The 23,716-nt window shown below is 74.4% G+C and carries 21 protein-coding genes; 11 read left to right on the plus strand and 10 right to left on the minus strand.

All coding sequences use genetic code 11. The features are described from left to right. Positions 1-26: 26 nt before the first annotated feature. A complete protein-coding gene (treS, locus tag Ae150APs1_RS10350; protein ID WP_249266291.1) occupies positions 27-2,348 on the minus strand; it encodes a maltose alpha-D-glucosyltransferase in 2,322 nt (773 codons plus the stop codon). 369 nt (positions 2,349-2,717) lie between these two features. Between treS and Ae150APs1_RS10355 the strand changes: the two genes are divergently transcribed. The 5 genes from Ae150APs1_RS10355 (at position 2,718) to glgB (ending at position 10,861) form a co-directional block, all read left to right on the plus strand. Further along, the gene (locus tag Ae150APs1_RS10355; RefSeq protein ID WP_212567197.1) at positions 2,718-4,076 is read left to right on the plus strand and encodes an aminoglycoside phosphotransferase; all 1,359 of its coding nucleotides are present in this window, start codon (positions 2,718-2,720) and stop codon (positions 4,074-4,076) included. A gap of 796 nt (positions 4,077-4,872) precedes the next feature. After that, positions 4,873-6,114: a glycosyltransferase gene (locus tag Ae150APs1_RS10365; RefSeq protein WP_075297224.1), complete on the plus strand. Its 1,242-nt coding sequence runs from the start codon at positions 4,873-4,875 to the stop codon at positions 6,112-6,114. 3 nt (positions 6,115-6,117) lie between these two features. Continuing rightward, positions 6,118-7,320 (plus strand): glycosyltransferase, encoded by a 1,203-nt coding sequence (locus Ae150APs1_RS10370; protein WP_075297226.1) that lies wholly within the window; start codon positions 6,118-6,120, stop codon positions 7,318-7,320. Next, positions 7,310-8,194 carry an alpha/beta hydrolase gene (locus tag Ae150APs1_RS10375; RefSeq protein WP_075297228.1) on the plus strand — a complete coding sequence of 295 codons (885 nt, stop codon included), beginning with the start codon at positions 7,310-7,312 and terminating at the stop codon, positions 8,192-8,194. The genes Ae150APs1_RS10370 and Ae150APs1_RS10375 overlap by 11 nt, the downstream gene beginning before the upstream one ends. Before the next feature lie 87 nt (positions 8,195-8,281). Next, a complete protein-coding gene (glgB, locus tag Ae150APs1_RS10380; protein WP_139316864.1) occupies positions 8,282-10,861 on the plus strand; it encodes a 1,4-alpha-glucan branching protein GlgB in 2,580 nt (859 codons plus the stop codon). Between the two features lie 121 nt (positions 10,862-10,982). Here glgB and Ae150APs1_RS10385 read toward each other — a convergent pair whose 3' ends face one another. From Ae150APs1_RS10385 to Ae150APs1_RS10400, 4 genes are read right to left on the minus strand one after another with little or no spacing between them, the layout of a single operon-like run. Then, positions 10,983-12,230 carry an aromatic acid/H+ symport family MFS transporter gene (locus Ae150APs1_RS10385; protein WP_075297230.1) on the minus strand — a complete coding sequence of 416 codons (1,248 nt, stop codon included), beginning with the start codon at positions 12,228-12,230 and terminating at the stop codon, positions 10,983-10,985. Between the two features lie 42 nt (positions 12,231-12,272). Continuing rightward, complete coding sequence (locus Ae150APs1_RS10390; RefSeq protein WP_075297232.1) at positions 12,273-12,581, minus strand: hypothetical protein; 309 nt, start codon at positions 12,579-12,581, stop codon at positions 12,273-12,275. After that, complete coding sequence (locus Ae150APs1_RS10395) at positions 12,581-13,486, minus strand: glycosyltransferase family 87 protein (RefSeq protein ID WP_075297234.1); 906 nt, start codon at positions 13,484-13,486, stop codon at positions 12,581-12,583. Before Ae150APs1_RS10395 ends, Ae150APs1_RS10390 begins: the two co-directional genes overlap by 1 nt. Positions 13,487-13,500: 14 nt before the next feature. Beyond that, the gene (locus Ae150APs1_RS10400; protein ID WP_349289879.1) at positions 13,501-14,502 is read right to left on the minus strand and encodes a tetratricopeptide repeat protein; all 1,002 of its coding nucleotides are present in this window, start codon (positions 14,500-14,502) and stop codon (positions 13,501-13,503) included. A gap of 271 nt (positions 14,503-14,773) precedes the next feature. On the opposite strand from Ae150APs1_RS10400, the gene Ae150APs1_RS10405 reads away from it, so the two are divergent. Further along, positions 14,774-15,025 carry a hypothetical protein gene (locus Ae150APs1_RS10405; RefSeq protein WP_075297236.1) on the plus strand — a complete coding sequence of 84 codons (252 nt, stop codon included), beginning with the start codon at positions 14,774-14,776 and terminating at the stop codon, positions 15,023-15,025. Positions 15,026-15,065: 40 nt separating this feature from the next. On the opposite strand, the gene Ae150APs1_RS10410 is transcribed toward Ae150APs1_RS10405, so the two are convergent. Beyond that, positions 15,066-15,962, minus strand: a complete 897-nt coding sequence (locus tag Ae150APs1_RS10410) for an alpha/beta fold hydrolase (protein WP_075324281.1) — start codon at positions 15,960-15,962, stop codon at positions 15,066-15,068. After that, positions 15,959-16,273, minus strand: coding sequence for a thiamine-binding protein (locus Ae150APs1_RS10415; RefSeq protein ID WP_060574982.1), 315 nt, complete (start codon positions 16,271-16,273; stop codon positions 15,959-15,961). Before Ae150APs1_RS10415 ends, Ae150APs1_RS10410 begins: the two co-directional genes overlap by 4 nt. A 92-nt stretch (positions 16,274-16,365) precedes the next feature. On the opposite strand from Ae150APs1_RS10415, the gene Ae150APs1_RS10420 reads away from it, so the two are divergent. Beyond that, positions 16,366-16,869, plus strand: coding sequence for a MarR family transcriptional regulator (locus Ae150APs1_RS10420; RefSeq protein WP_010238550.1), 504 nt, complete (start codon positions 16,366-16,368; stop codon positions 16,867-16,869). 17 nt (positions 16,870-16,886) lie between these two features. On the opposite strand, the gene Ae150APs1_RS10425 is transcribed toward Ae150APs1_RS10420, so the two are convergent. Then, positions 16,887-17,084 (minus strand): hypothetical protein, encoded by a 198-nt coding sequence (locus tag Ae150APs1_RS10425; RefSeq protein WP_010238547.1) that lies wholly within the window; start codon positions 17,082-17,084, stop codon positions 16,887-16,889. A 92-nt stretch (positions 17,085-17,176) separates the two neighbouring features. Here Ae150APs1_RS10425 and Ae150APs1_RS10430 point away from each other — a divergent pair, with 92 nt between their 5' ends. Then, positions 17,177-18,109 carry a helix-turn-helix transcriptional regulator gene (locus Ae150APs1_RS10430; protein WP_075297240.1) on the plus strand — a complete coding sequence of 311 codons (933 nt, stop codon included), beginning with the start codon at positions 17,177-17,179 and terminating at the stop codon, positions 18,107-18,109. A gap of 25 nt (positions 18,110-18,134) precedes the next feature. On the opposite strand, the gene meaB is transcribed toward Ae150APs1_RS10430, so the two are convergent. Together meaB and Ae150APs1_RS10440 are read right to left on the minus strand one after the other, a co-directional pair. Further along, positions 18,135-19,094 carry a methylmalonyl Co-A mutase-associated GTPase MeaB gene (meaB, locus tag Ae150APs1_RS10435; RefSeq protein WP_083680053.1) on the minus strand — a complete coding sequence of 320 codons (960 nt, stop codon included), beginning with the start codon at positions 19,092-19,094 and terminating at the stop codon, positions 18,135-18,137. 80 nt (positions 19,095-19,174) lie between these two features. After that, positions 19,175-20,362 carry an acetyl-CoA C-acetyltransferase gene (locus Ae150APs1_RS10440; RefSeq protein ID WP_075297242.1) on the minus strand — a complete coding sequence of 396 codons (1,188 nt, stop codon included), beginning with the start codon at positions 20,360-20,362 and terminating at the stop codon, positions 19,175-19,177. A 141-nt stretch (positions 20,363-20,503) separates the two neighbouring features. Here Ae150APs1_RS10440 and mce point away from each other — a divergent pair, with 141 nt between their 5' ends. The 3 genes from mce to Ae150APs1_RS10455 all read left to right on the plus strand — a co-directional run bounded on the left by mce (position 20,504) and on the right by Ae150APs1_RS10455 (position 23,716). Further along, a complete protein-coding gene (mce, locus tag Ae150APs1_RS10445; RefSeq protein WP_029239527.1) occupies positions 20,504-20,962 on the plus strand; it encodes a methylmalonyl-CoA epimerase in 459 nt (152 codons plus the stop codon). A gap of 201 nt (positions 20,963-21,163) precedes the next feature. Then, complete coding sequence (gene ccrA / locus Ae150APs1_RS10450; protein WP_075297244.1) at positions 21,164-22,495, plus strand: crotonyl-CoA carboxylase/reductase; 1,332 nt, start codon at positions 21,164-21,166, stop codon at positions 22,493-22,495. An 87-nt stretch (positions 22,496-22,582) separates the two neighbouring features. Next, positions 22,583-23,716 carry a hypothetical protein gene (locus Ae150APs1_RS10455; RefSeq protein WP_139316865.1) on the plus strand — a complete coding sequence of 378 codons (1,134 nt, stop codon included), beginning with the start codon at positions 22,583-22,585 and terminating at the stop codon, positions 23,714-23,716.

A 23,716-nucleotide genomic window follows, 5' to 3' on the forward strand; every position in this document is an offset into this window, starting at 1 on the left:
TCGTGGCCGACCGCCCGGCGGGCCGGTCACGCCCTCGCGGCGTCGTCCTCGCAGGCCGGTGGCTCCAGCACGACCGCCGTCGCCCGGTACGGCGTGAGGTCGATCCGGAAGACCTGCAGGTCGTCGACCGTGCCGACGGTCTCCCCGGAGAACAGGTCCACCACCGTCGAACCCGGTGCGAGGTGCTCGGACCGCACGGCCGCGTCGACGTGCTCGTCGGCGAAGTTCAGCACCGTCACCTGGGTCCGGCCGTCGTCGAGCTCGTGCACCATCACGAGCAGCCCGCGGTGCGAGACGTCGGGGACGTCGACCTGCCGCGCCGTCGCGACCCCGCTGTGCTTGCGGACCGCCAGGATCGCCTGCATCTGCCGGGCGAAGCTGGTCTCGTCGGCGAGCTGCTCGGGCAGGCTGCCGTAGAGGCTGCGGCCCCGCGGCATCCCCGACGACGACCGGTCGGCGTCCGGCCGGTCCCCCATCAGGTCGTGCGCCGGCCGCGAGATCCACCGGGTGTCGCCGGACGCCAGCAGGTCGGCCACCTGCTCGGGCGGCAGTGTCAGCATGCCGAGCAGGTCCCAGCCCGACAGCGCGAACACCCCGGGCTGGAACGCGTTGAACATGACCAGCAGCAGGTGCACGCGGCGGATGCGCTCGACGTCGTCCGGGCCGATGTCGTCGAGCGCCGAGATGCCGAGCGCGGCGGCGATGACGGTCGCGCTGGTGCAGGCGATGCCGTTCGTCGTGAAGATCAGGTTGTAGGGCGCGCCGGCGCCGGTGAGGTGCTCGCACAGGTCCCGGCGGATCGTGTCCGCCAGCTCGCCCCCGGTGATCTCCTCGCCGCGGAACGGGAACAGGTCGTCGGTGTGCCCGGCGGTCCAGTGCACGAGCTCGTAGGTCAGCTCGTCGTGGTTCTGCAGCGCGTGCACCAGCGACGCCGGGTCCACGCCCAGGTCCAGCGCGGTGCGCAGGGTGAGCCGGAGGAACTCGGTGTCCGACGTGGCCAGTGCGTGGTGGTAAGCGGGCCGGTTGATGAAGTCGTAGGACAGGTCCGCTCCGGCCTCGGAGGTGACCTTGATGTCGTCGACGGTGAGGTTCAGCTCCTGGAAGGTGAACCCGCCGACCTTGCGGACCATCGACGCGATGAGGTGGTTCGCCGCCTCCGACAGCGGGTGCCCCTCGGACCAGCCCGGCATCCCGCCGCCCGCCTTCTCGACGCCGAGGAACCCGTTGGCGTCGAGCCGCAACGCGCCGGAGCCGAGGTCGGCCAGCGAGTGCAGGGCGTCGCCGATGACCATCCGCATCCCGGCGAAGGTCGGGTCCAGCCAGTTCACCGACGGCTGGCCGTCCTTGAAGTAGTGCAGGTAGACCCACCGCCGGACGACGCCGTCGACCCCGGTGACCTCGGCCGTCGCCGACCAGTTGGTCTCCTTCACACCCTCCCGGTAGAAGATCACCCGCTGCAGCCGGCCGACGATGTAGCCGGCCTTCTCCAGCGCCTCCTCGGTGGCGGCGTCGAGGTTCACCGAGTCGCGGCCGGGCGGGACCTCGGGCAGCATCCCCCAGTCACCCGGCTCGATCTCGACCATGTGGTAGACGCCGGGGTAGTCGCCGTAGGCGATCTCGGCGAGCCGGAAGTCCGGGCCCTTGCCGGTGTGGCCGGGCACGACGTCGTCGATGATCGTGCCGCCGTGCCAGGTCGCGGTGGCGCACATGGCCCGGAACTCGTCCTCGGTGCCGAAGACCGGGTCGATCTCGTTGGAGATCCGGTCGAAGTGCCCGTCGACGCTCGGGGTCGACTGCCAGCCGGACAGCCCGCCGGCGCGCTTCACCGGTCCGGTGTGGACGCCCTCGATGCCGATCGTCTCGAACGCCTGCCACAGCTCGGTGTCGCCGAGCGCGCCGAGGAACGACACGCCCTCCGGCGTGATCAGCGAGATCGGGTAGGCGGTGAACCACACCGACGCCGTCTCCACCGCACCACGCGGGCCGGGGCTGGCGAACGGGTTCTGCCACATCGAGCCCTGCCCGGAGAACTGGCGGGCGAGCTCGTCGGCGTGGCCGAGCATCGACTGGGCGAGCAGCCAGGAGACGTAGACCGGGTTCTCGCCGGAGGCCGGGCCGTCCTGGGAGACCGACCGGCGGCGCACGGTCGAGCGGACCCGGGCGCGGTGACGCAGGGTCCGTGGCCGCGCCTCGTGGTAGTACTCGGCGAAGTTGACCTCCGGCGGCGTGTGCTCGCCGTCGGGGGTGTCCGCTCCGGACGGCGCGGGGCCGCCGGGCTCCGTCGTGGACGCGTCGGCCTGGGTCTCGGCCATCGGCTCTCGCTCGGCCATCGGCTCTCGCTCGGTCACGCCGCCGGTCCTCCGGGTCGGTTCGTGGTCGGTTGGATCGGGCCGGGCCGGGTCCGCCCGGGGGCCCGGGTACCCGCGACCGGACGGCGCTCGCGGGCGTGCGGCACCGTCGCGGAGGCACCGGGCACCGCGTTCAGTATGGGTTTCCGGGCACGGGTGTGCCGGGCGGAAGGAAGCGTCGCGAATCGGTGACCACCCGTGACCAACGGGTGGTCGTTCCGACACGGACCGTACCAGCGGGCCGGGTCCGCACCCGGCCCGGACCGCCCGGCCCGGATAGGGTCCCCGGGGCCGGCCGGTGCAGGTGTGCACCGCCGGTGCAGCGGGAAGACGGCCGGGCGAGCGACACCGGCGTGGAGGGGGACGAACGTGGGTCCGACCGGAGCATCCGAGCACGTCGAGGCGCTTCCCCGGCTGCTGCGGGACTGGCTGCCCGGGCGCCGGTGGTTCGCCGAGAAGGGCCGTCCGCTGGAGGGGGTGCGGATCGCCTCACGGACCGCGCTGCCCGCACCGGAGGGCCTGCACGGCCTGGAGGTCGTCGTCCTCGCGGTGTCCTTCGCCGACGGCCCGGACCGGCACTACCAGCTGCACCTGGCGCGCGCCGGGGCGGCGCCGGGCGGCGCCGACGAGATCGGCACCGTCGGCGGCGAGGTCCTCTACGACGGCCTGTACGACCCGGCCGTGACCGGCTGGATCCTGCGCGCGATCGCCGGGGGCACCTCGACCGGCGGGCTGGCCTTCGTCCCCGAGCCCGACGCGGTGCTGCCGCTGACCGAGACCGGCCGGGTCGTCGACGCGGAGCAGTCCAACACGTCCGTCCGCTGGGGCGACCGCTCCATCCTCAAGGTCTACCGGCGGCTGTCCCCCGGGCTCAATCCGGACCTGGAGCTGCACCGCGCGCTGCGGGCCGCCGGATCGGGGTCCGTCGCGGCGCTGCAGGGCGGGATCGAGGGCGCGCTCGACGGCGAGCCCGCCACCTACGGCCTGCTGCAGGAGTTCGCGTCCGGCTCCGAGGACGGCTGGGAGCGGGCCACCGACGCCGTCCGCGACGGGACCGACTTCACCGGTGAGGCCCGCGCGCTCGGCGAGGCGCTCGCCGACATCCATCTCGCACTGCGCGCCGAGCTGGGGACCTCGGAGGCCGATCCGGCCGCGATGGCCGCACACTGGACGTCCCGTCTGGACGCCGTGGCCGGCCAGGTCCCGGTCCTCGCCCCGTACGTGCCCGCGATCCGCGCCGTCTACGACGAGGTCGCGGCGCTCGGCTCGCCGGTCGTCGTGCAGCGGGTGCACGGCGACCTCCACCTCGGTCAGACCCTCCGCCGCCCCGGCGGCAGCTGGCTCGTCATCGACTTCGAGGGCGAGCCCTCGGCCACCACGCAGGAGCGGCGCGCTCCGGACGCGGCCGTCCGGGACGTCGTCGGGATGCTGTTCTCCTTCGAGTACGCGGCCTTCCACCACCTCCTGACCCGCTCCGACACGCCCGGCGGAGGTCTCGGTTCGGACACTCCCGAGGCACGAGCGGCACACGGCTGGTCGACCCGGAACCGGGACGCGTTCTGCGCCGGGTACGCCGCGCGGACCGGCACCGATCCACGCGAGCAGGACGCGCTGCTACGCGCCTACGAGCTGGACAAGGCCGTCTACCAGGTGCTCTACGAGACCCGCAGCCGTCCGACCTGGCTGCCGATCCCGCTGACGGCTGTCGCCCGGAGCACGTCGCTGTAGCATGCGACCCGGCATCGCGTAACCCGGTAGCCACCGGACCTTCCCGATCCCGTCGCCCGGGCAACGCCCGACCCACCGGGCGCCGCACCGCGGGATCGTGGAATCCTCCCGAGCAGGAGGATCGACCATGACACGACGACTTCGGACGCTGTGATGGCGCCGGCTGTCGACGTCACGTCCCCGGTACTGGACGACGTGCTCGGGCTGGTGCTGCAGCCGGGTCCCGGCACCATCGGGATCGTCCTGGCCGCGCTCGCGGTCGGGGTCGTCCTCGAGGGACCGGTCGTCACCGTGGTCGCCGGTTCGCTGGCCGGGGCGGGGCTGCTCGACTGGTGGGCGGTCTGGGTGGTCGCGGTCCTCGCCGACGTCGTGTCGGACACCGTCTTCTACCTGCTCGGACGTGGTGGTGCACGGCCCCGGCTGGCGCCGCTGCTGGTGCGCCTCGGCCTCACCACCCGCCGCCGGGAGGCACTGCGCGACAGGGTGGATGAGAACCTGGGCCAGGTGGTGATCGGGGCGAAGGTCGTCGACGTGGGGGCCATCCCCGCGTTCCTGGCCATCGGTCTGGCCGGGGTCTCGTACCACCGGTTCCTGGCCTGGGCCGTCCCGGCCGCCGCCGTCCGGACGGCGGTCCTGGTCGGAATCGGCGGGTGGGTGGGGGGCCGGTTCGCGTCCGAGCTCGCCGACCGGCCGTGGATCATCGTGGCGGTCGGGGCCGGAACAGGCCTCGTCCTCATGGCCGGGCGTGCGCTGTGGATGCGCGTCGCGGCGTCGCGGCCTCGCGGAAGGAGAACGTGTGCGCGTCCTGATAGGCGCCGACACCTGGACACCGAACGTCAACGGTGCCTGCTACGCAGCCCGTCGGCTGGCGGCCGGGCTGGCCGAGCGCGGGCACGAGGTCCACGTCGCGGCACCGGCACGGGGGTTCCGCAGCCGTCCGGCCGAACAGGTCGGTCCGATCACCGAGCACCGGGTCCGCTCGATGCCGGTGCCGCGGCCGTCCGGGTTCCGCATCTGCCCGCCGCCGGGACTGCGCCGGTCGGCGCGCGCCCTGCTGCGCCGGGTCCGGCCCGACGTCGTCCACGTGCAGAGCCACATGATCCTCGGCCGGAGTCTGCTCGGCGCCGCACAGGACCTCGGCATCCCCGCGGTCGCGACGACCCACATGATCCCGGACAACATCCTGCCCGCGATCAGCTTCCTGCACCTGCCCCCGGCGCGGCTGCGCCGGCTGTTCTGGTGGGACGCGGCGCGGGTGCTGGGCCGCGCGGGCGTCGTCACGGCCCCCACACCGCACGCCGCGATGCTCGCCGAGACCCACGGCGTCGCCGGGCCGGTGCTGCCGGTCTCCAACGGGCTCGACACCTCGCGGTTCCAGCCCGACACCTCCGGGCGCGGTACGGCGTTCCGGGAGCGGCACGGCATCCCCGCCGGGCCGCTGCTCGGCGTCGTCGGGCGGCTCGACCACGAGAAGCACGTCGACGAGATCATCCGCTCGCTGACGATCGTGCGACGCAGCGTCCCCGGCGCCCGGCTGCTGATCGTCGGCGAGGGCGACGAGCAGGCCAGGCTCCGGGCCACGGTCCGCGCGGAGGGCCTCGAGCAGGCCGTGACCTTCACCGGGCGCCTCTCCGACGAGGAGCTCTCCGACGTCTACGCGGCGATCGACGTCTTCGTCAACGCCGGCACCGCGGAGCTGCAGAGCCTCGTCACCCTGGAGGCGATGGCCACGGCGCGGCCGGTCGTCACGGTCGACGCCGGGGCCCTGCCGCACCTCGTCCGGCACGGCGAGAACGGGTTCCGCTACCCGCACGGCGACGCCGGTGCGCTGGCCGACCGCGTGGTCCGGGTGCTGTCCGACCCCGGCGCCGCGGCCGCGATGGGCGAGGCGGGCCTGCGGATCGTCGCCGAGCACACCCTGCCCGCCACCCTGGACGCGTTCGAGGCGATCTACCGCGCCCAGCGGGCCACCCGGCTGCCCGACACCCGTCGCACCGCCGACCGCCGCGGGCTGACGCGGTCCGGGCGGGACGGCTGACGCGTGCACATCGCCTTCTTCTCCGACCAGCACCCGGCGACCCTCGGCGGCCTCCAGGTCTCCCTGGGGCTGCAGCGGGAGTACCTCGAGCGGGCCGGGCACACGGTGACGGTGTGCGCGCCCGTCGCGCGGCGGGTGCCGTCGGCGCGCTACGGCCGCGACGACGACGTCCTGCTCCCGGCCGCACCGGCCGGCGAGTACTCGTTCGCGGTCGCCGGTGCGGCCGCCGACCGGGCGGCCGACCGCGGGTTCGGCGCGCGGCCGCCGGTCGACGTCGTGCACGTCCAGGCCGACTTCTGGGGCGCGTGGACGGGCTACCGGTTCGCGCGGCGGCACCGGCTGCCCGTCGTGCACACCATGCACACCAACGTCGAGGTCGGGCTGCCGGCGGTGATGCCGTTCCCGCGCGCCGTGCTGCGGATCATGTACGCCGCGCACCGGCACCACCTGCGGTGCGGGCCCGTCCGCGACGTCGCCGGCTACGTCCGCACGTTCGCCGAGGCCGCCGACGCCGTCGTCGTCCCGAGCAGCCACTTCGCCGACCGGCTCGCCGGCTACGGCGTCACCCGGCGCCCGCACGTCGTCCCCACCGGCGTCGAGGACGACCGGGTGCGCGCCCTGCTCGCCGAGCCGCGGGCGGCGCGCGGGCGGCCCCTCGTGGTGTGGCCGGGCCGGGTCAGCCGGGAGAAGCGGCTCGGCGAGTTCCTCGAGGCGTTCGCCCGCAGCGGCACCGACGCCGACCTGGCCGTCTACGGCGGCGGCAGCGACCTCGGGCACTGCCGCGCGCTCGCCCACCGGCTCGGGATCGGCGGCCGGGTCCGGTTCGCCGGCTCCGTCTCGCACGACGCCGTGCTGGCCGCGATGCGGCAGGCCGATCTCGTCGCGCAGAGCTCGCTCGGCTACGAGACCCAGGGCCTCACCGTCTACGAGGCCGTCGCGCTCGGCACGCCCGTGCTGCTGCGCGACCCCGCGATCGCCCGGGACGTCCCCGACGCGTGGTGCCGGGTGGTCGCCGACGAGAGCGTCGGCGCCCTGGCGACCGCGATCGGCACCGCCGTCGCCGCACCCCGCCCCGTGGGGGACCCGCCCGACGAGTTCGTGCAGAGCCGGCTCACCGAACGGCTCGTCGCCGTCTACCGGGACGTGACGGCCGGACAGGGCGGACCGCGCAGCGACGACGGCAGCGGGGTGCACCGTGCGGCCTGACCAGCGCGCACCGGCCACTCCGGACACGACCGTCGTCGACGTCGCGGGCAACAGCACCACGGTGTACGGCTACGGCGACCCGGCCGGGCCGGTCGTCCTAGCTGTCCACGGGTTCCGCGGGACCCACATCGGCCTGGAGCCCGTCGCCCGCGAGCTCGCCGACCGCGGCTACCGAGTCCTCGTCCCCGACCTGCCCGCGACCGGGGCCTCCACCCCGCTCACCGCGCGCCACGACATCGACGGGTACGCCGGGTGGCTGGTGGAGCTGTCCGCCCTGCTGGGTGCGCCGCCGGTGCTGCTGGGCCACTCGTTCGGCTCGGTCGTCGTGAGCGCCGCCGTCGCCCGCGGCGTCCCGCACCGGGCCGTCGTGCTGGTCAACCCGATCGCCACCGACCCGCTGGAGGCGTCCCGGCGGGGCGCCGTCGCCGTCACCCGGGCCTACTACGGGCTCGTCCGGCGGCTGCCGGCCCGTCCCGCCCGCGCGCTGCTCGCCCATCGCCTGGTCGCGGTGCTCACCAGCGAGCTGATGGCGACCAGCACCGACCGGGACCTCCGGCGGTGGATGCGGGCCGAGCACGTCCGCCAGGCCGACCTGTTCGCCGGCCGCGACCCGGTGCTGGAGGCGTTCGCGGCCTCCACCGGCGCGACCGTGCGTGACTTCACGGACGGCTACCACGCGCCGACGCTGCTCGTCGCCGGCGAGCGCGACGACATGGGCCCGGTGGCGAGCCAGGAGGCACTGGCCGCCCGGATCCCGGACAGCACGCTGCACGTGCTCCCCGGGGTCGGGCACCTCGTCCACTTCGAGGCGACCGAGGCGGCCGCCGATGCCGTCGCCGGGTGGCTCCCCGGGGTGCTCGGGACGCTCGCGTAGCCCGTCACGGCGGCGCCGCACTGCGATCCGGCAACGGTCCCCGCCCGCGGTCGGCGGGCGGCACGCACCACCAGTACGGTTCCGCACGTGACCTCCGACGAGCTGCGAGCGACCCGCGACGCCGAGACCGCTGCTCACGCGCCGGACCGGGCGACGACGGACCGGCTCCTGGGCGGAGCGCACCACGACCCCCACTCGGTGCTCGGCGCGCACCCGCACGCCGACGGCACCGTCGTCCGCGTCCTGCAGCCGCACGCCACGGCGGTGGCGGTGCTGCCCAACGGCGAGCACGAGCTCGCCCACGAGCTGACGAAGGTGCACGACGCCGGACTGTTCTCCGGCATCGTCCCGGGCTCGGGCGGCGACTACCGGCTGCTGGTGACCCAGGGTAGCGGCGCCGCCGCCGAGGAGCGGATCGTCGACGACCCGTACCGCTGGCTGCCGACGCTGGGCGAGATGGACCTGCACCTCATCGGCGAGGGACGGCACGAGCGCCTGTGGGACGTCCTCGGTGCCCACGTCCGGGACTACGACACGGCCTCCGGGGCCGTCTCCGGCACCGGCTTCGCCGTCTGGGCGCCCAACGCCCGCGGCGTCCGTGTGACCGGCGACTTCGACGGCTGGGCCGGCTGGTCGCTGCCGATGCGCTCGCTGGGCACCTCCGGCGTCTGGGAGGTGTTCCTTCCCGGGGTCGGCGTCGGCAGCCGGTACAAGTTCCGCATCCTCGGCCCGGACGGCCGCTGGCGCGACAAGGCCGACCCGATGGCGTTCGCGACCGAGATCCCGCCGCAGACGGCATCGGTCGTCACCCGCGACGTCCACGAGTGGGGCGACGGCGAGTGGATGGCGGCCCGTGCGCAGCGCAGGCCGCACGAGGAACCGATGAGCGTCTACGAGATGCACCTCGGCTCCTGGGTGCCCGGCCTGGACTACCGGGAGATCGCCGAGCGCCTCGTCGCCTACCTGGACGGCACCGGGTTCACCCACGTCGAGCTGCTGCCGGTGGCCGAGCACCCGTTCGGCGGATCCTGGGGCTACCAGGTCACCTCGTACTACGCGCCGACCTCGCGGTTCGGCACCCCGGACGACTTCCGCTGGTTCGTCGACCGGCTGCACCGCGCGGGCTACGGCGTGCTCGTCGACTGGGTGCCCGCGCACTTCCCGCGCGACGAGTGGGCGCTGGCCCGGTTCGACGGCACCGCCTGCTACGAGCACGCCGACCCACGCAGGGGTGAGCAGCCCGACTGGGGCACCCTCGTGTTCGACTTCGGACGCAACGAGGTCCGCAACTTCCTCGTCGCGAACGCGCTGTACTGGCTGGAGTCCTTCCACATCGACGGGCTGCGGGTCGACGCGGTCGCCTCGATGCTCTACCTCGACTACTCCCGCGCCGACGGACAGTGGCTGCCGAACATCCACGGCGGCCGCGAGAACCTCGACGCGGTGGCGTTCCTGCAGGAGATGAACGCGACCGTCTACCGGGAGCACCCGGGCGTCATCACCATCGCGGAGGAGTCGACCGCCTGGCCGGGCGTCACCCGGGCCACCTACATGGGCGGGCTCGGCTTCGGCTTCAAGTGGAACATGGGCTGGATGCACGACACGCTCGACTACACCGGGCGCGACCCCGTGCACCGCAGCTACCACCACAACCAGATGACGTTCTCGCTGATGTACGCGTTCAGCGAGAACTACATGCTCCCGATCAGCCACGACGAGGTCGTGCACGGCAAGGGTTCGCTGTGGACCCGGATGCCCGGCGACGACTGGAACAAGGCGGCCGGTGTCCGCGCGCTGCTCGCCTACATGTGGGCGCACCCGGGCAAGCAGCTGCTGTTCATGGGCGGCGAGTTCGGCCAGCCCCGTGAGTGGTCCGAGCAGCGGTCGCTGGACTGGCACCTGCAGGAGGGCGACCTGCTGCACGGCGGCATCACCACCCTGGTCGGGGACCTCAACCGGACCTACCGCGACCGGTCGGCGCTGTGGTCGCGCGACACCACACCGGACGGGTTCGCCTGGATCGACGCCAACGACGCCCAGGGCAACGTGTTCTCGTTCCTGCGCCACGGCGTCGACGCCGACGGGCGCGCGACCGTGCTGGCCTGCGTCGCGAACTTCGCGGGTGCCCCGCGGGACGACTACCGCGTCGGCCTGCCGTTCGCCGGCAACTGGACGGAGGTGGTCAACACCGACGCCGCCGGCTACGGCGGCTCGGGTGTGGGGAACCTCGGGCGGGTGCGGGCCGAGCAGGTCATGTGGCACGGCCAGCCGGCGTCGGCGGTCCTGCGGCTGCCCCCGTCGGGTGTGCTGTGGCTGGTGCCGGAGGAGATCGGCGGCCCGGTGACCTCCACCGCGACGGCGACGACGACGGCGTCCGTACCGCCGGCGCTGCCGTCCACGAAGCTCCCCGAGGAGCCGGAGGAGACCGACCTCGAGGCGCCCGCGACGCCGGACGACGGCTACCGTACGTCGACCGGCCCGGTGGTGTCGGAGCAGTCCCCGGAGCCGGCGGTGCCGGAGTCCCCGGACGTGCCGGAGGACCAGGTCTCGTCGAGCGTCTCGCCCGCGCCGGGCACCGTCGGCCGGCGCGCGGTGCGCAACGGCTCGTTCGTCACCGGCACGTCCGGTGCCGGGACCTCGGAGACCGGCCGCACCTCCACGGACTGAGCCGCGGGATCGCCGCCGGGCCCCCGGCCGGACACCGGTTCGCCCGTCCAGATGCGGGCCATGCCTCCCCTTCCGGTCGCGGCGCCGCCCGCGGTGGGCGGGCGGGTTCGGGTTCGCGGGGTCAGTGCGCGTCCGCCGGGCGGGACCGGCCCACGACCAGCACGGCGACACCGCCGAGCGCCGCGACGGCGGCGAAGGCGAAGAAGCCCCACGGGTAGGCGATCCCCGCGGTGAGCAGCGCCCCGCCGAGCAGCGGGCCGCTGATCGCGCCGAGACGGCCGATCCCGCTGGCCGCACCGAGCGCGGAGGCACGGGCGTGGTCCGGGTAGTGCTGGCTGACGTAGGCGTAGACGAGGACCTGCGCGCTGAACACGAACACCCCGGCGAGCAGCACGCTGACGTAGATCCCGATCCCCGGCAGCGGGATCGCCAGCAGGGCGAGGAACAGCGCGGCCGCGGCGAACCAGGCCGGTGTGGCCGGACGGACACCGATCCGGTCGGCCACCCGCCCGGCGACCAGGAGCCCGGCGATCGCGCCGACGTTGAGCACGAGCAGCTGGGCGAGCGCGGCGTCGAGGCCGTAGCCGGCGACGCGCATGATCTGCGGCAGCCAGGTGTTGAGGCCGTAGACCAGCAGCAGCCCCATGAAGGACGCCACCCAGAACGCGACCGACGAGCGCAGGTAGCCGTCGCGGACGAGCTGGGCGATGGGGTTGCGGGCCCGGGGCGCCGCGGCCGGCGTCGCCGCCTGCGGGACGGGTCGGGAGTCGGGCAGGAAGCGCGCCAGCAGCGGGACCAGCACGAGCGCCGGCAGTGCACCGAGCACGAACATCGGCCGCCAGCCCCAGAACGGGATGACGAGGATGCCGAGCAACGACGTCGCGACGGCGCCGACGTGGTAGCCGGTCATCAGGACCGTGGTGGCGCTGCCGCCGCGGCCCGAGCGGCTGTGCTCGTTGACCATCGCCAGCGCGACGGGGAGGACGCCGCCGAGCCCGAGCCCGGCGAGGAACCGCAGCGCGCCGAAGGTCCACGGCCCGGTCGCCACCGCACAGAGCAGGGTGAGCACCGAGAACGAGACGACGGTCGCGAGCATCGCCCGCCGCCGCCCGAGCAGGTCGGCCAGCGGGCCCGCGGAGAGCGCACCCACCATGACGCCGAGCAGGCCGGCCGTCGACACCAGGGACGCGGTCGCCGGGGTCAGCCCCCAGCTCGGTTCGTCGAGCAGGGAGGGCAGCACCACTCCGAGCACGACGAGGTCGAAACCCTCCAGGGCCACCGCGGACCAGCACAGTGGCGCGACCCAGCCGCCACGGCCGGCCCGGCCGGTCGTTCCGGTCGCGTCCCCGCTCCGGGATGCGTTCGTCATCCGCGTGCCTCCTCGCCCGACGGTGGCGGGGAGTGTGCCGGGCTAGGCCGGAGCGCGGGTGCCGGCTTCCGCAGGGCGGAAACTCGCTGGTGGAGTCGGGAGCTCTCCGCGGGCCGGCCGGAGCAGCGCCCACCAGGTCACGAGCAGGACGACGGTGTACAGCGCCCGCCCCAGCGGCGTCGCCCAGGAGCCGTCGCTCCACAGGTCGGCCCAGCTCACCGGGACGACCGCGACCGCGAGGACGGCCGCGACGACCCGGCGACGGGTGTCCCTCGGCCGCCCGCTCGCGACCAGGACGAGCAGGCCGGGGACGAGTAGCAGCAGGTAGTTGTGCCACGAGATCGGCGCCATCAGCAGGCCGGTGGCGAGGACGGCGAACGGTGCGGTCCCGGCCGGGTCCGTGCCGGCGGGGCCGGGGCCGCCCGCCCGGCGGGTGCGACGCGCGAGGTGGACGAGTGTGCCGGCGAGCAGGAGCGCGCCGGCGGTAGTCCCCAGCGCAGCGCCTGGCCGGGCAGCGACGCGTTGTCCGGCGTCGGGCCGACCGGTTCGGTGAGCGCGGTGGCGAGCCACTGGAACGCCGTCGGCCACCCCGCGACGGCCACCCCGGTCAGTGACGCGACCGCGGCGGCCCCGATCCCCGCGGCGAACGGCGCCCACCGGCGTTGCACCCCGGCGAGCAGCAGCACCGGGGCGAGCGACGGCTTCACCGCGACCGTCACGCCGAAGCAGACGGCGGCCAGCAGCGGGTGCCCGCGCCGCTCGGCGAGCCAGCCCGCGACCAGCCCGGCCAGCAGCAACGGGTAGATCTGCCCGAGCAGCAGGCTCCCGTGCAGCGGGGACGACGCGAGCACCGCGGCGGTGGCGGCGAGCGTCCAGGTGCGGCCGAGCCGCAGCTCCCGGCACACCAGCAGCACGGAGCCGGCGACGAGGAGCACCGACAGCGCGGTCAGGATCCGGTACCCGGTGACGGGGTCGAGCAGCCCGAGCGGTGCCAGCAGCACCGACAGCAGCGGCGGGTTCAGATTGTGCAGCCGCGCATCGGTCCGGTAGATCGCGGCGCTGCCCGGACCCTGCTCCACCAGTGCGTGCGCCGAACGCCAGAAGGTGTCGAAGTCGACGTGCATCCCGGGCACGTCGGGCGACGCGATCCAGCGGAGCAGCGGCGGCTGCCCGAACGCGAACAGCAGGACCGCCGTCACCAGCGCCGCCACGACGACGGGTGCGCCCGCCCGGACGGCCCGGTTCAGCCGGGCCACCCGGCCCTACCGGTTCAGAAGAGCGCGCGGGCGAGTGCCCGGCGCGCCGTGGCGACCCGCTGGTCGTCGGACGGGAACAGCTCGAACAGCCCGACGAGGTGACCGCGGGCCCGGTCCCGGTCGTCGCCCGCGGTGCGGGACACGACACCCACCAGCCGGGTGAAGGCGCTCTCGACGCTGTCGGCGGCCATCTCGGCGTCCGCCGCCGCGATCTGGGCGTCGACGTCGTCGGGGTTCGCGTCGGCGCGCTCGATCGCGGACGGGTCGGCCTGCTCGGCCCGGGCCAGGAACTTCACCTGCGCGAGCGCGGCCTTCGCCTGCTCGTTCGCCGGCTCGGCGTCCAGGATCGACTGGTAGGCGGCCTCCGCGGCCGCGTAGTCGCCCTGCTCGACGGCGTCCTCGGCGGCGGTGAAGCGCGGGTCCTCCGGCTCCTCCGCGGGCTCCTCGGCACCCTCGGCGGACGCGGCGCGGGCCTCGCCCTCGGCGATCGCCGGCATCCGGTCGCGCAGCGCGTCGAGCAGCGAGCTGACCCACTCGGCGGCGCGGTCGTCGGGCACGGCGCCGTTGACGGCGTCCACCGGCTGCCCGCCGACGAGCACCACCAGCATCGGGACCTGCTGCACGCGGAAGGCCTGGGCGATCCGCGGCTGGGTGTCGATGTCGACCCGGGCGAGCATCCAGGCGCCGCCACCGGTCGAGGCGAGCCGCTCGAGCTCGGAGGAGAGCTGCTCCTCACGCGGGTACCGGCTCGCCCACAGCTCGACGACGACCGGGATCTGCAGCGACGGCTCGAGGATCTCGTCCTGGAAGCCCTGCTCGGTCGCCTCGACGACGTAGGGACCGCCGGCACCGCCGCCCGCGGGCGCGGCGCCCGGGGCACCGTCGGGTCCGGGCTGCCGGCCGGCCGCATCGGCCCGCGCCTTCAGACCGGAGAGGTCGACCGCTCCGGCCATGGCCGAGGACATCGCCGCCTGCTGGGCCGCCTGACGAGGATCTGGGCGTGACACGCCGTCCATCCTGGCACGCGCACGGTCCGGATGTGACGCGCCCCGCCCGCGGGAGGCGGTGCGGCACCGGTGGGCCGGGGCCCGCGCGAGTCGACGATCACCGGACCGGCGGAGCATCACCGGCCCCGGCCACTCGTTGAACACGGTGCAGGGCACCAACGGTTACCCTGCGTGACCGTTGGGGTGCGGCGCGGCCGCGTCGCCGCCCGCGGTGCGACACCCCGAGACGACGAGTGAGACGCCGGCCCGCACGGCCGGTGAGCGACGGAGGAATCCGAAGATGAGCAACGTCCAGACCGCTGCCAAGCCGGCCCTCGCCTACGTGTCGCTGGCGCTGGGCGCCCTCGGCGTGATCGCCGGGCTGCTGCCGGTGCCGATCGCCGCGTGGATCCTGGGAGCCGCGGGCCTGATCCTCGGCTTCCTGGCCTTCCGCCAGCCGGCCACCGCGAAGCTCGGCCAGTTCGGCATGGCCCTCGGCTTCGTGTCGATCCTGGTGGGCGTCTACACCTTCACGAGCTACATCGCGGGCTGACCAGGGTCCGGAGCCGGCCGGGCTCAGGTCCCGGCCGGGCTCAGGTGCCGGCTGCGGCCGCCGTGGCGCCCGTCGCCAGACCGGCGAGCAGCGCTGTCAGCTCGCCCGTGCGGGTGAGCATCGGGAAGTGCCCACCGGGCAGCTCGACGACCTCCGCACCGATCCGGGCCGCCTCCCGCCGGCCCGCCACCGGATCGACGACGCGGTCCCCGGTGCAGACCACCGACAGGGTCCGCACCCGCGGCCAGGCGGTGAGGGGACACGGCTCGGCGAGCAGCGTCCAGTCCTGCGGACGCATCTCCGCGGCCGCCGCCGCGACGACGGCGTCCGGCCCCGGCACCGTCTCCACCGAGCCCGCCCCGCCCGGCGACGCCCCACCTGCCGGTGGCACCGACGGCTCCGTCGCACCGGCGAGCTCGTGCAGCTCGTCGGCGACACCGCGGTAGAGCCCGGCCGCGACCGTCTCCGCGTCCGGCCAGTACGTCACCGGCCCCTCCCCGCGGAGCACCCCCGCGTCATAGCCGGCGACCATCAGGTCCCGCTCCGCACGCAGCCGGTCCCGGTACGCCCGCCCCGGCTCCGGGACGAGCGCCCCGACCAGGACGAGCGCCCGGACCCGCGCGGGCCCGAGCCGGTCCGCGACGACCGGCGCGACCAGGCCACCCAGCGAGTGCCCCACGAGCACGACCGGCTCCACGGCGTCCCCGGATCCGGAACCCGCCTCCGCCGCCTCCGCGGAGTGCGCCCCGTCCGGCCCGGCGGCCGCGAGCACCGCGGCGACCTGCTCGGCGTGCCCCGCGCCCCGGGTGTCCGGCAGGTCCGGTGCGGACACCGGGATCCCCGCGCGCTCCAGGTCCCCGGCGACCGGTTCCCACGACGAACCCCGGTGCCAGGCGCCGTGCACCAGCACCACCCGGGCCGGACCTCCCGCGGTCACGCCCCGCCCTTCCGCAGGTGTTCCTCGACCCGCTCCACCTTGGCCTGCAGCTGCCCCTCGTGACCGGGCCGGATGTCGGCCTTGAGGACCAGGCTGACCCGCGGGGACACGGCGGCGACCGCCTCGACGGCGCGCTTGACCACCGCCATCCCCTCGTCCCAGGTCTCGGACTCGATCGTGGTGAACATCGAGGTCGTCTCGTTGGGCAGACCCGAGTCACGGACCACCCGGACCGCCTCGGCGACGGCGGCGCCGACGCTGCCGTCGCCCGAGTCGGATCCGGAGGGCGCGATGCTGAACGCGAAGAGCATGGAGCCACACTGCCACGCCGATCGGGTGCCGCCAGGGCGCGCGGGACCGCGCGGGCCGCGTACCGGCCGGTACGACTTGCTAGCGTCGGGACATGGCAGCACACGGGTCGCTCCCCTTCGACCCGATCCAGCGCGCCGCCGACCTGTGGGAGGACCGGGTCGGCCCGTCGCGCACGATGGCCACGGTCACGAGCGTGATGCGGGTGCAGCAGATCCTCCTGTCCCAGGTGGACGGTGCTCTGAAACCGCTCGGTCTCACCTTCGCCCGCTACGAGGCGCTCGTGCTCCTCGACTTCGCCCGGCGCGGAAGCCTGCCGATGCGGGTGATGGGCGAGCGGCTGCAGCTGCACCCGACCAGCGTCACCAACATCGTCGACCGGTTGCAGGGCGACGGGCTCGTCCGGCGGCTGCCGCACCCGACCGACCGGCGGGCCACGCTCGTCGAGCTCACCCCGGACGGCCGCGACCGGCTCGCGAAGGCCACCGGAGCGGTCACCTCGATCGACTTCGGACTCACCGGCCTGGACGACGCCGAGAAGGAGCAGCTGACCGCGCTGCTGCGCACCGTGCGCCGCTCGGCCGGCGACTTCGACTAGGGCCCGCGACCGGCCGCTCACCGGTCCCGCCTGCGCCGGCGCCGCCGCGGCCGCCCGACCGGCGGCACGAAGTGGCCGCGCCCCGGCCAGTCCCGCATCACCGTGCCACGTGGCGGGGTCCGTGGGCGCAGCATCCGCCGCACCGTCGTCCAGCCGGCCACGGCACCGCAGGCCCCGGACAGGGCGACGCAGCCGAGGTAGTCGATCAGATCCATCGAGCACTCTCCGAACACTGGTGGCGAGGTGTTGACGAGGTATTGCGGCAACGGCGTTGACAGTACGACGGACCACCGACAGGATCGGCTCCGTGGACACCGACGACGCCGCAGCGGCGGCCGCCGCGCCCCGCTCCCTGCTGCGCGCGGCCCGGCAGGGCCGCGGGTGGTCCCAGTCCGAGGCGGCGGGCCGGCTGGCCGCGCTTGCGTCCCGTCACGGCGCCGGCGCCGCGCGGCCCGGCAGCCTCAAGACCCAGCTGTCCCGCTGGGAGAACGGGCACGCGACGCCCGCCCCCGAGCACCGCGCACTGCTCGCCGAGCTCTACGCGAGCACCGCCACGGACCTGGGGCTCGAGCCCGCGACGCCGGCGGGCGACGCGGGCGGTGCCGACCGGCTCCGGGCCGCGCTCGCGCGGGCGGAGGCGGTCGACGAGCACGGCCTCGACCTGCTGCACGACCAGCTCCGCGCGACGGCGGCACTCGACCACCGGCTCGGCACCGCGGCCGCCCACGCCGCGACGTCGGCCCAGGTCGAGCAGCTCGGCGACCTGCTGGCGCACTGCACCGATCCTGCGACGGCCGTCCGGCTCGCCGCCCTGCTCGCCGGTGCCGCGCTGCTCGCCGCGGACCAGGAACGCGACCGGGACGCGCCGGACCTCGCGTGGCGGGCCTACGCCGTGGCCGCCGACGCGGCCCGGCGGGCCGGGCGCGACGACCTCGTCGGGCTCGCCGACCGCGGCCGGGACGTCCTCCGGCAGGAACTGTCCACGACGACCGGCCACCGGGCCCGGACCGCCGGGATCGACGTGCACGCGCCGCCGGTACCGATCGCGATCGAGCCCGCGCACGACGGGGACGGGCCGTCGGTCCGGGCCCGGGCGGAGGAGGCGCTGCGCGAGGCTGTCGACGCCGATCGGGCCGGGCACGGCGGCGACGCCGCGGCGGCCGCGTCCCGCGCCCGCCTGCTCGCCCTGCGTGCCGGGTCGGCGCGCACCCTCGCCCGGCTCGCGGCGCTCGGCCGATGACCGGCGGCGGGGGCCGGAGCGCGGGTCAGTCCGACTGGTCCAGCAGCTCGTCGGCGGCGGCCCACGGGTCGAGCTCGCCGGCCAGGACCCGGTCGGTCAGTGCGTCGAGGGCGGCGCCGCCGCGCACCCGCTCCATGCGGGCCCGCACCTGCTCCATCCCGATCGCCTCGATCTCACGGCGGGCCCGGTACCTGCGGCGCCGCTCCCGCTCGCCCGACTTCTCGGACCAGGTGAGGTGTTCGTCGAGGGCGTCGGCGAGGGCGTCGATCCCCTCGGCGCGCGAGGCGACGGTGGACAGCACCGGGGGCGCCCAGGCGTCGGCGCCTCCGTCCTCCCGCAGGTGGAGCATGTTCCGCAGCTCGCGCACGGTCCGCCGGGCACCGTCCCGGTCGGCCTTGTTCACGACGAAGACGTCGCCGATCTCGAGGATCCCCGCCTTCGCTGCCTGGATCCCGTCCCCCATGCCCGGTGCGAGCAGCACGACGGTGCTGTCCGCCGCCCCGACGATCTCCACCTCGGACTGCCCGACGCCGACCGTCTCCACGAGGACCACGTCGCACCCGGCGGCGTCGAGCACGCGCAGCGCCTGCGGCGTCGCCCACGACAGGCCGCCGAGGTGCCCGCGGGTGGCCATGGACCGGATGAACACGCCGTCGTCGCCGGCGTGCTCGCCCATCCGGACCCGGTCCCCCAGCAGCGCACCGCCGCTGAACGGCGACGACGGGTCCACCGCCAGCACCCCGACCTTCCGGTCACGCGCCCGCAGCTCGGTGACCAGGGCCGACGTCGAGGTCGACTTGCCGACGCCCGGCGACCCGGTCAGACCGACGACGTGCGCCCGTCCGGTGTAGGGGGTGAGCGCCGCCGACACCTCACGGAGCTGCCGGCCGGCGTTCTCGACCATCGAGATCAACCGGGCGACGGCGAGCTGCTCGCCGCGTCGCGCCCGCTCCACCAGCTCGTGGGGGTCCGGGGGTCCGGCCACGGTCGTCGTCCTCCTCGTCGGTGCGGACCCTGATGCGCGTCGGCCCCCGCCGCAGCGGGGGCCGACGACTCACACCGGGATCAGGACTTCGGCACCCGGACGATCAGCGCGTCGCCCTGGCCGCCACCGCCGCAGAGGGCGGCCGCACCGACACCGCCGCCACGCGCCTTGAGCGCGAGGGCGAGGTGCAGCGCGATCCGGGCGCCGGACATGCCGATCGGGTGGCCGAGTGCGATGGCGCCGCCGTCGACGTTGACCTTGCTCTCGTCGATGCCGAGCTTGCGGGCGGAGACGATCCCGACCGCGGCGAAGGCCTCGTTGATCTCGACGAGGTCGAGGTCGGCGGGCTGGATGCCCTCCTTCTCGCAGGCCTTGGCGATCGCGTTCGCGGGCTGCTCGTGCAGCGAGGCGTCCGGGCCGGCGACGACGCCGTGCGCCCCGATCTCGGCGATCCACTCCAGACCGAGCTCCTCGGCCTTGACCTTGCTCATGACGACCACCGCGGCGGCGCCGTCGGAGATCTGCGAGGCGGACCCGGCCGTGATGGTGCCGTCGGCGGCGAACGCCGGACGCAGCTTGCCCAGGCTCTCGGCGGTCGTGTCGCCGCGCACGCCCTCGTCGGTGGCGAAGACGACCGGGTCGCCCTTGCGCTGCGGGATCTCGACCGGGGTGATCTCCTGCTCGAACGTGCCGTCGGTGGCGGCACGGGCGGCGTTCTGGTGGGAGCGGGCGGAGAAGGCGTCCTGCTCCTCGCGGGTGAGGCCGTAGCGCTCGTTGTACTTCTCGGTCGAGGCGCCCATCGCGACCTGGTCGAAGGCGCAGAACAGGCCGTCGTACGACATGTGGTCGGTGAGCATCGCGTCACCGAACTTGGTGCCCTCGCGGGACTTGGTGAGCAGGTGCGGCGCCTGGGTCATCGACTCCTGGCCACCGGCGACGACGACGTCGAACTCACCGGCGCGGATGAGCTGGTCGGCGAGCGCGATCGCGTCGGCACCGGAGAGGCAGACCTTGTTGATGGTCAGCGCGGGCACGTCCATCGGGATGCCGGCCGCGACGGCGGCCTGGCGGGCGGGGATCTGGCCGGCACCGGCCGTCAGCACCTGTCCCATGATCGTGTAGTCGACCTGCTCCGGCGCGACTCCCGCGCGCTCGAGCGCGGCCTTGATGGCGATACCGCCGAGCTGGGCCCCGGAGAACCCCTTCAGCGAGCCGAGCAGACGGCCCATCGGCGTACGCGCGCCGCTGACGATCACGGTTCCGGACACGGGTCCTCCAGCAAGCTTCGTTGGCAGGTGGGCGGGCGGCCACCATACCCACGCCGTCCGGCGACGCGGACGCACCGAACGGTGGGGGTGACCAGTGGCACACACCCCTACTCGCGAGTAGTCGAGGTACCTTCTGCCCCCATGACGACAACCGAGGATGCTCTGTCGCCGCTGGTCGTGGCCGTGGACCACGTGGGTATCGCCGTGCCGGACCTGGACGAGGCGATCCGCTGGTACGCCGAGAACCTGGGGCTCGTCTCCGTGCACGAGGAGACCAACACCGAGCAGGGCGTGCGTGAGGCCATGCTGGGCGCTCCCGGCGAGGCGAGCGGCGCCACCAAGGTCCAGCTGCTCGCGCCGCTGGACGAGAACTCGACCATCGCGAAGTTCATCGACCGCAACGGCCCGGGCCTGCAGCAGGTCGCCTACCGGGTCACCGACGTCGCCGCCGCTGCGGACGCGCTGCGTGCCAAGGGCCTGCGCCTGCTCTACGACGAGCCGCGCCGGGGCACGTCCGACTCGAAGGTCAACTTCGTGCACCCGAAGGACGCCGGCGGCGTGCTGGTCGAGCTGGTCGAACCGGCCGCGGACGGGCACTGACCCGCACCGATCGGGCGCGGACACCCGTCCCGAAGGACAGTACGGGCGTCCGGTGGCCTCGCTCACGAAGCCGTCGTCGGGTATCACCACCACCGGGCCGTAGCGGTTAACATACTACGCAGTAACTTGCGGTATCCCAAGCAAAGCCGGGCGTACGCGCCCGGGCCACTCCCCTAGCAACGTCGCCATCGGAGGCCAGCAGTGAAGGACATCCGCGACGCCATCCTCGCCGGGCAGTTCGCCGACGTCGGTGGCCTGGAGGTGCCCGAGTCCTACCAGGGCGTCACCGTCCGGGCCGAGGACGCCGACATGTTCGAGGGCCTGCCCACCAAGGAGAAGGACCCGCGCAAGAGCCTGCGGCTCGAGGACGTGCCGGTCCCCGAGCTGGGGCCGGGCGAGGCGCTGGTGGCGGTCATGGCCAGCGCCATCAACTACAACACCGTCTGGACGTCGATCTTCGAGCCGGTCTCGACGTTCAGCTTCCTGAAGCGCTACGGGAAGCTCTCCCCGCTGACCGCGCGCCACGACCTGCCGTACCACGTGGTCGGGTCCGACTTGGCCGGCGTCGTCGTGCGCACCGGGCCGGGCGTCAACAGCTGGAAGGCCGGCGACCAGGTCGTCGCGCACTGCCTGTCCGTCGAGCTGGAGAGCCCCGACGGGCACTCCGACACGATGATGGACCCGGAGCAGCGGATCTGGGGCTTCGAGACCAACTTCGGCGGCCTCGCCGAGCTGGCGCTGGTGAAGTCGAACCAGCTCATGCCGAAGCCCGACCACCTCACCTGGGAGGAGGCCGCGTCCCCGGGCCTGGTCAACTCCACCGCCTACCGCCAGCTGGTGTCGAAGAACGGCGCCGACATGAAGCAGGGCGACGTCGTCCTGATCTGGGGCGCGTCCGGCGGCCTCGGCTCCTACGCCACCCAGTTCGCGCTGAACGGCGGCGCCACCCCGGTCTGCGTCGTCTCCTCCGAGGAGAAGGCCCAGATCTGCCGGGACATGGGCGCCGAGCTGGTGATCGACCGCAACGCCGAGGGCTACAAGTTCTGGAAGGACCCGCAGACCCAGGACCCGAAGGAGTGGAAGCGCCTCGGCGCGAAGATCCGCGAGCTGACCGGCGGTGAGGACCCGGACATCGTGTTCGAGCACCCCGGGCGGGAGACCTTCGGCGCCTCGGTCTACGTCACCCGCAAGGGCGGTCAGATCGTCGCCTGCGCCTCGACCTCGGGCTACATGCACGAGTTCGACAACCGGTACCTGTGGATGAACCTCAAGCGGATCGTCGGCTCGCACTTCGCGAACTACCGCGAGGCGTTCGAGGCCAACCGGCTGATCTCGAAGGGCATGATCCACCCGACACTGTCCCGGGTGTACCCGCTGGCCGAGACCGGGCAGGCGGCCTTCGACGTCCACCAGAACACCCACCAGGGCAAGGTCGGCGTGCTCGCGCTGGCCCCCGAGGAGGGCCTGGGCGTGGCCGACCAGGAGAAGCGGGAGCGTCACCTCGACGGCATCAACCGCTTCCGCGGCGTCTGACACATCCCTCTCGAAGGGCGTGAACATGGTGACGTGCGGCCGTCGAACTCACGACCGTGCAACGTGGGCGACGGTACGGTGACGGGCATGGCCGGTGACCACGATGTGCCCGTACCCCGGACCGGTTTCTCGATCGCGCGCCGGGGCTACGACCAGGCGCAGGTCGACAGCCACCTGCGCCGGCTCGACGCCGAGGTGCGGATGCTGGCCGCCGATCGTGACGCCTCGGTCTCCCAGAACACCCGGTTGAGCCGCGAGCTGGACGACGCGCGCACCCGCACCGAGGCGATGCAGCAGCAGGTCAACCGGCTCGCCGGCCCGCCGCAGAGCGTGCAGGGCATGAGCGAGCGGCTGCGGTCGATGCTCCGGCTGGCCGAGGACGAGGTCACCGAGATGCACGCCAAGGCGGACCGGGAGATCGCCGACCAGCGTCAGCAGGCCGACGACCACGCCCACCGGGTCCTGACCGACGCCCGGTCCCGGGCCGAGCAGATCACCGCCGACGCCGAGGCGCACCGGGCCGAACTGGACCGGAAGGCCGAGCAGCGGGACCGTGAGCTCGACGACAGGCAGGCCCGGATCGAGCGCGAGCTCGCCGAGCTGAAGGAGCGCACCGAGGCCGAGCTCGCGGAGCTGACGTCCACCACGGAGCGGTCACTGGCCGAGCAGCGGCAGAACACCGAGCGGGAGCTCGGCGAGCAGGAGCGCACCGTCACCGAGCGGATCTCCCGCGCCGACACCGAGGCCCACGAGGTCCGCGAGCAGGTCGAGCACGACTTCCGGATCGCGATGGACCAGCGCCGTGCCGAGGCACTGACCTCGCTGTTCGCGGAGCGGGACGCCCTGTCCGACGAGATCCGACGGCGTCGCGCGGAGACCGACGAGGAGATCCGCCAGGCGCTCGAGCAGTCCCACGCCGAGGGGGAGCGGATCCGGTCGGACGCCCGCCGGGACGCCGAGGAGACCACCGGCCGTGCCCGTCGCCGGGTCGAGGAGCTCACCGAGCTGCGCAGCCGGGTGACCGAGCAGCTGCACTCGGCGCGGACCCTGATCGAGACCCAGGCCGGGGACCTGGAAGCGGGCCCGTCCCTCGCCGACGTCCCGGAGCAGCCGGAGGCCACCGCCGCGGAGACGGGACAGGAGCCCACGGCGCCGCGGCCCTCGCCGTCGCCCCGGGCCGGGGCCAACGGCCACACCAAGCACGCGGCCCGCTCCCGCTGA

It is taken from the genome of Pseudonocardia sp. Ae150A_Ps1 (assembly GCF_001932315.1).
In the GTDB taxonomy this organism is placed as follows: domain Bacteria; phylum Actinomycetota; class Actinomycetes; order Mycobacteriales; family Pseudonocardiaceae; genus Pseudonocardia.

What these genes read in the sequence shown, in the direction of transcription:
- Ae150APs1_RS10385 (WP_075297230.1), bottom strand. Translation starts at nt 12,230, where the DNA reads ATGACGAACGCATCCCGGAGCGGGGACGCGACCGGAACGACCGGCCGG.
- Ae150APs1_RS10390 (WP_075297232.1), bottom strand. Translation starts at nt 12,581, where the DNA reads ATGGCGCCGATCTCGTGGCACAACTACCTGCTGCTACTCGTCCCCGGC.
- Ae150APs1_RS10400 (WP_349289879.1), bottom strand. Translation starts at nt 14,502, where the DNA reads ATGGACGGCGTGTCACGCCCAGATCCTCGTCAGGCGGCCCAGCAGGCG.
- Ae150APs1_RS10405 (WP_075297236.1), top strand. Translation starts at nt 14,774, where the DNA reads ATGAGCAACGTCCAGACCGCTGCCAAGCCGGCCCTCGCCTACGTGTCG.
- Ae150APs1_RS10415 (WP_060574982.1), bottom strand. Translation starts at nt 16,273, where the DNA reads ATGCTCTTCGCGTTCAGCATCGCGCCCTCCGGATCCGACTCGGGCGAC.
- Ae150APs1_RS10420 (WP_010238550.1), top strand. Translation starts at nt 16,366, where the DNA reads ATGGCAGCACACGGGTCGCTCCCCTTCGACCCGATCCAGCGCGCCGCC.
- Ae150APs1_RS10425 (WP_010238547.1), bottom strand. Translation starts at nt 17,084, where the DNA reads ATGGATCTGATCGACTACCTCGGCTGCGTCGCCCTGTCCGGGGCCTGC.
- mce (WP_029239527.1), top strand. Translation starts at nt 20,504, where the DNA reads ATGACGACAACCGAGGATGCTCTGTCGCCGCTGGTCGTGGCCGTGGAC.
- Ae150APs1_RS10455 (WP_139316865.1), top strand. Translation starts at nt 22,583, where the DNA reads ATGGCCGGTGACCACGATGTGCCCGTACCCCGGACCGGTTTCTCGATC.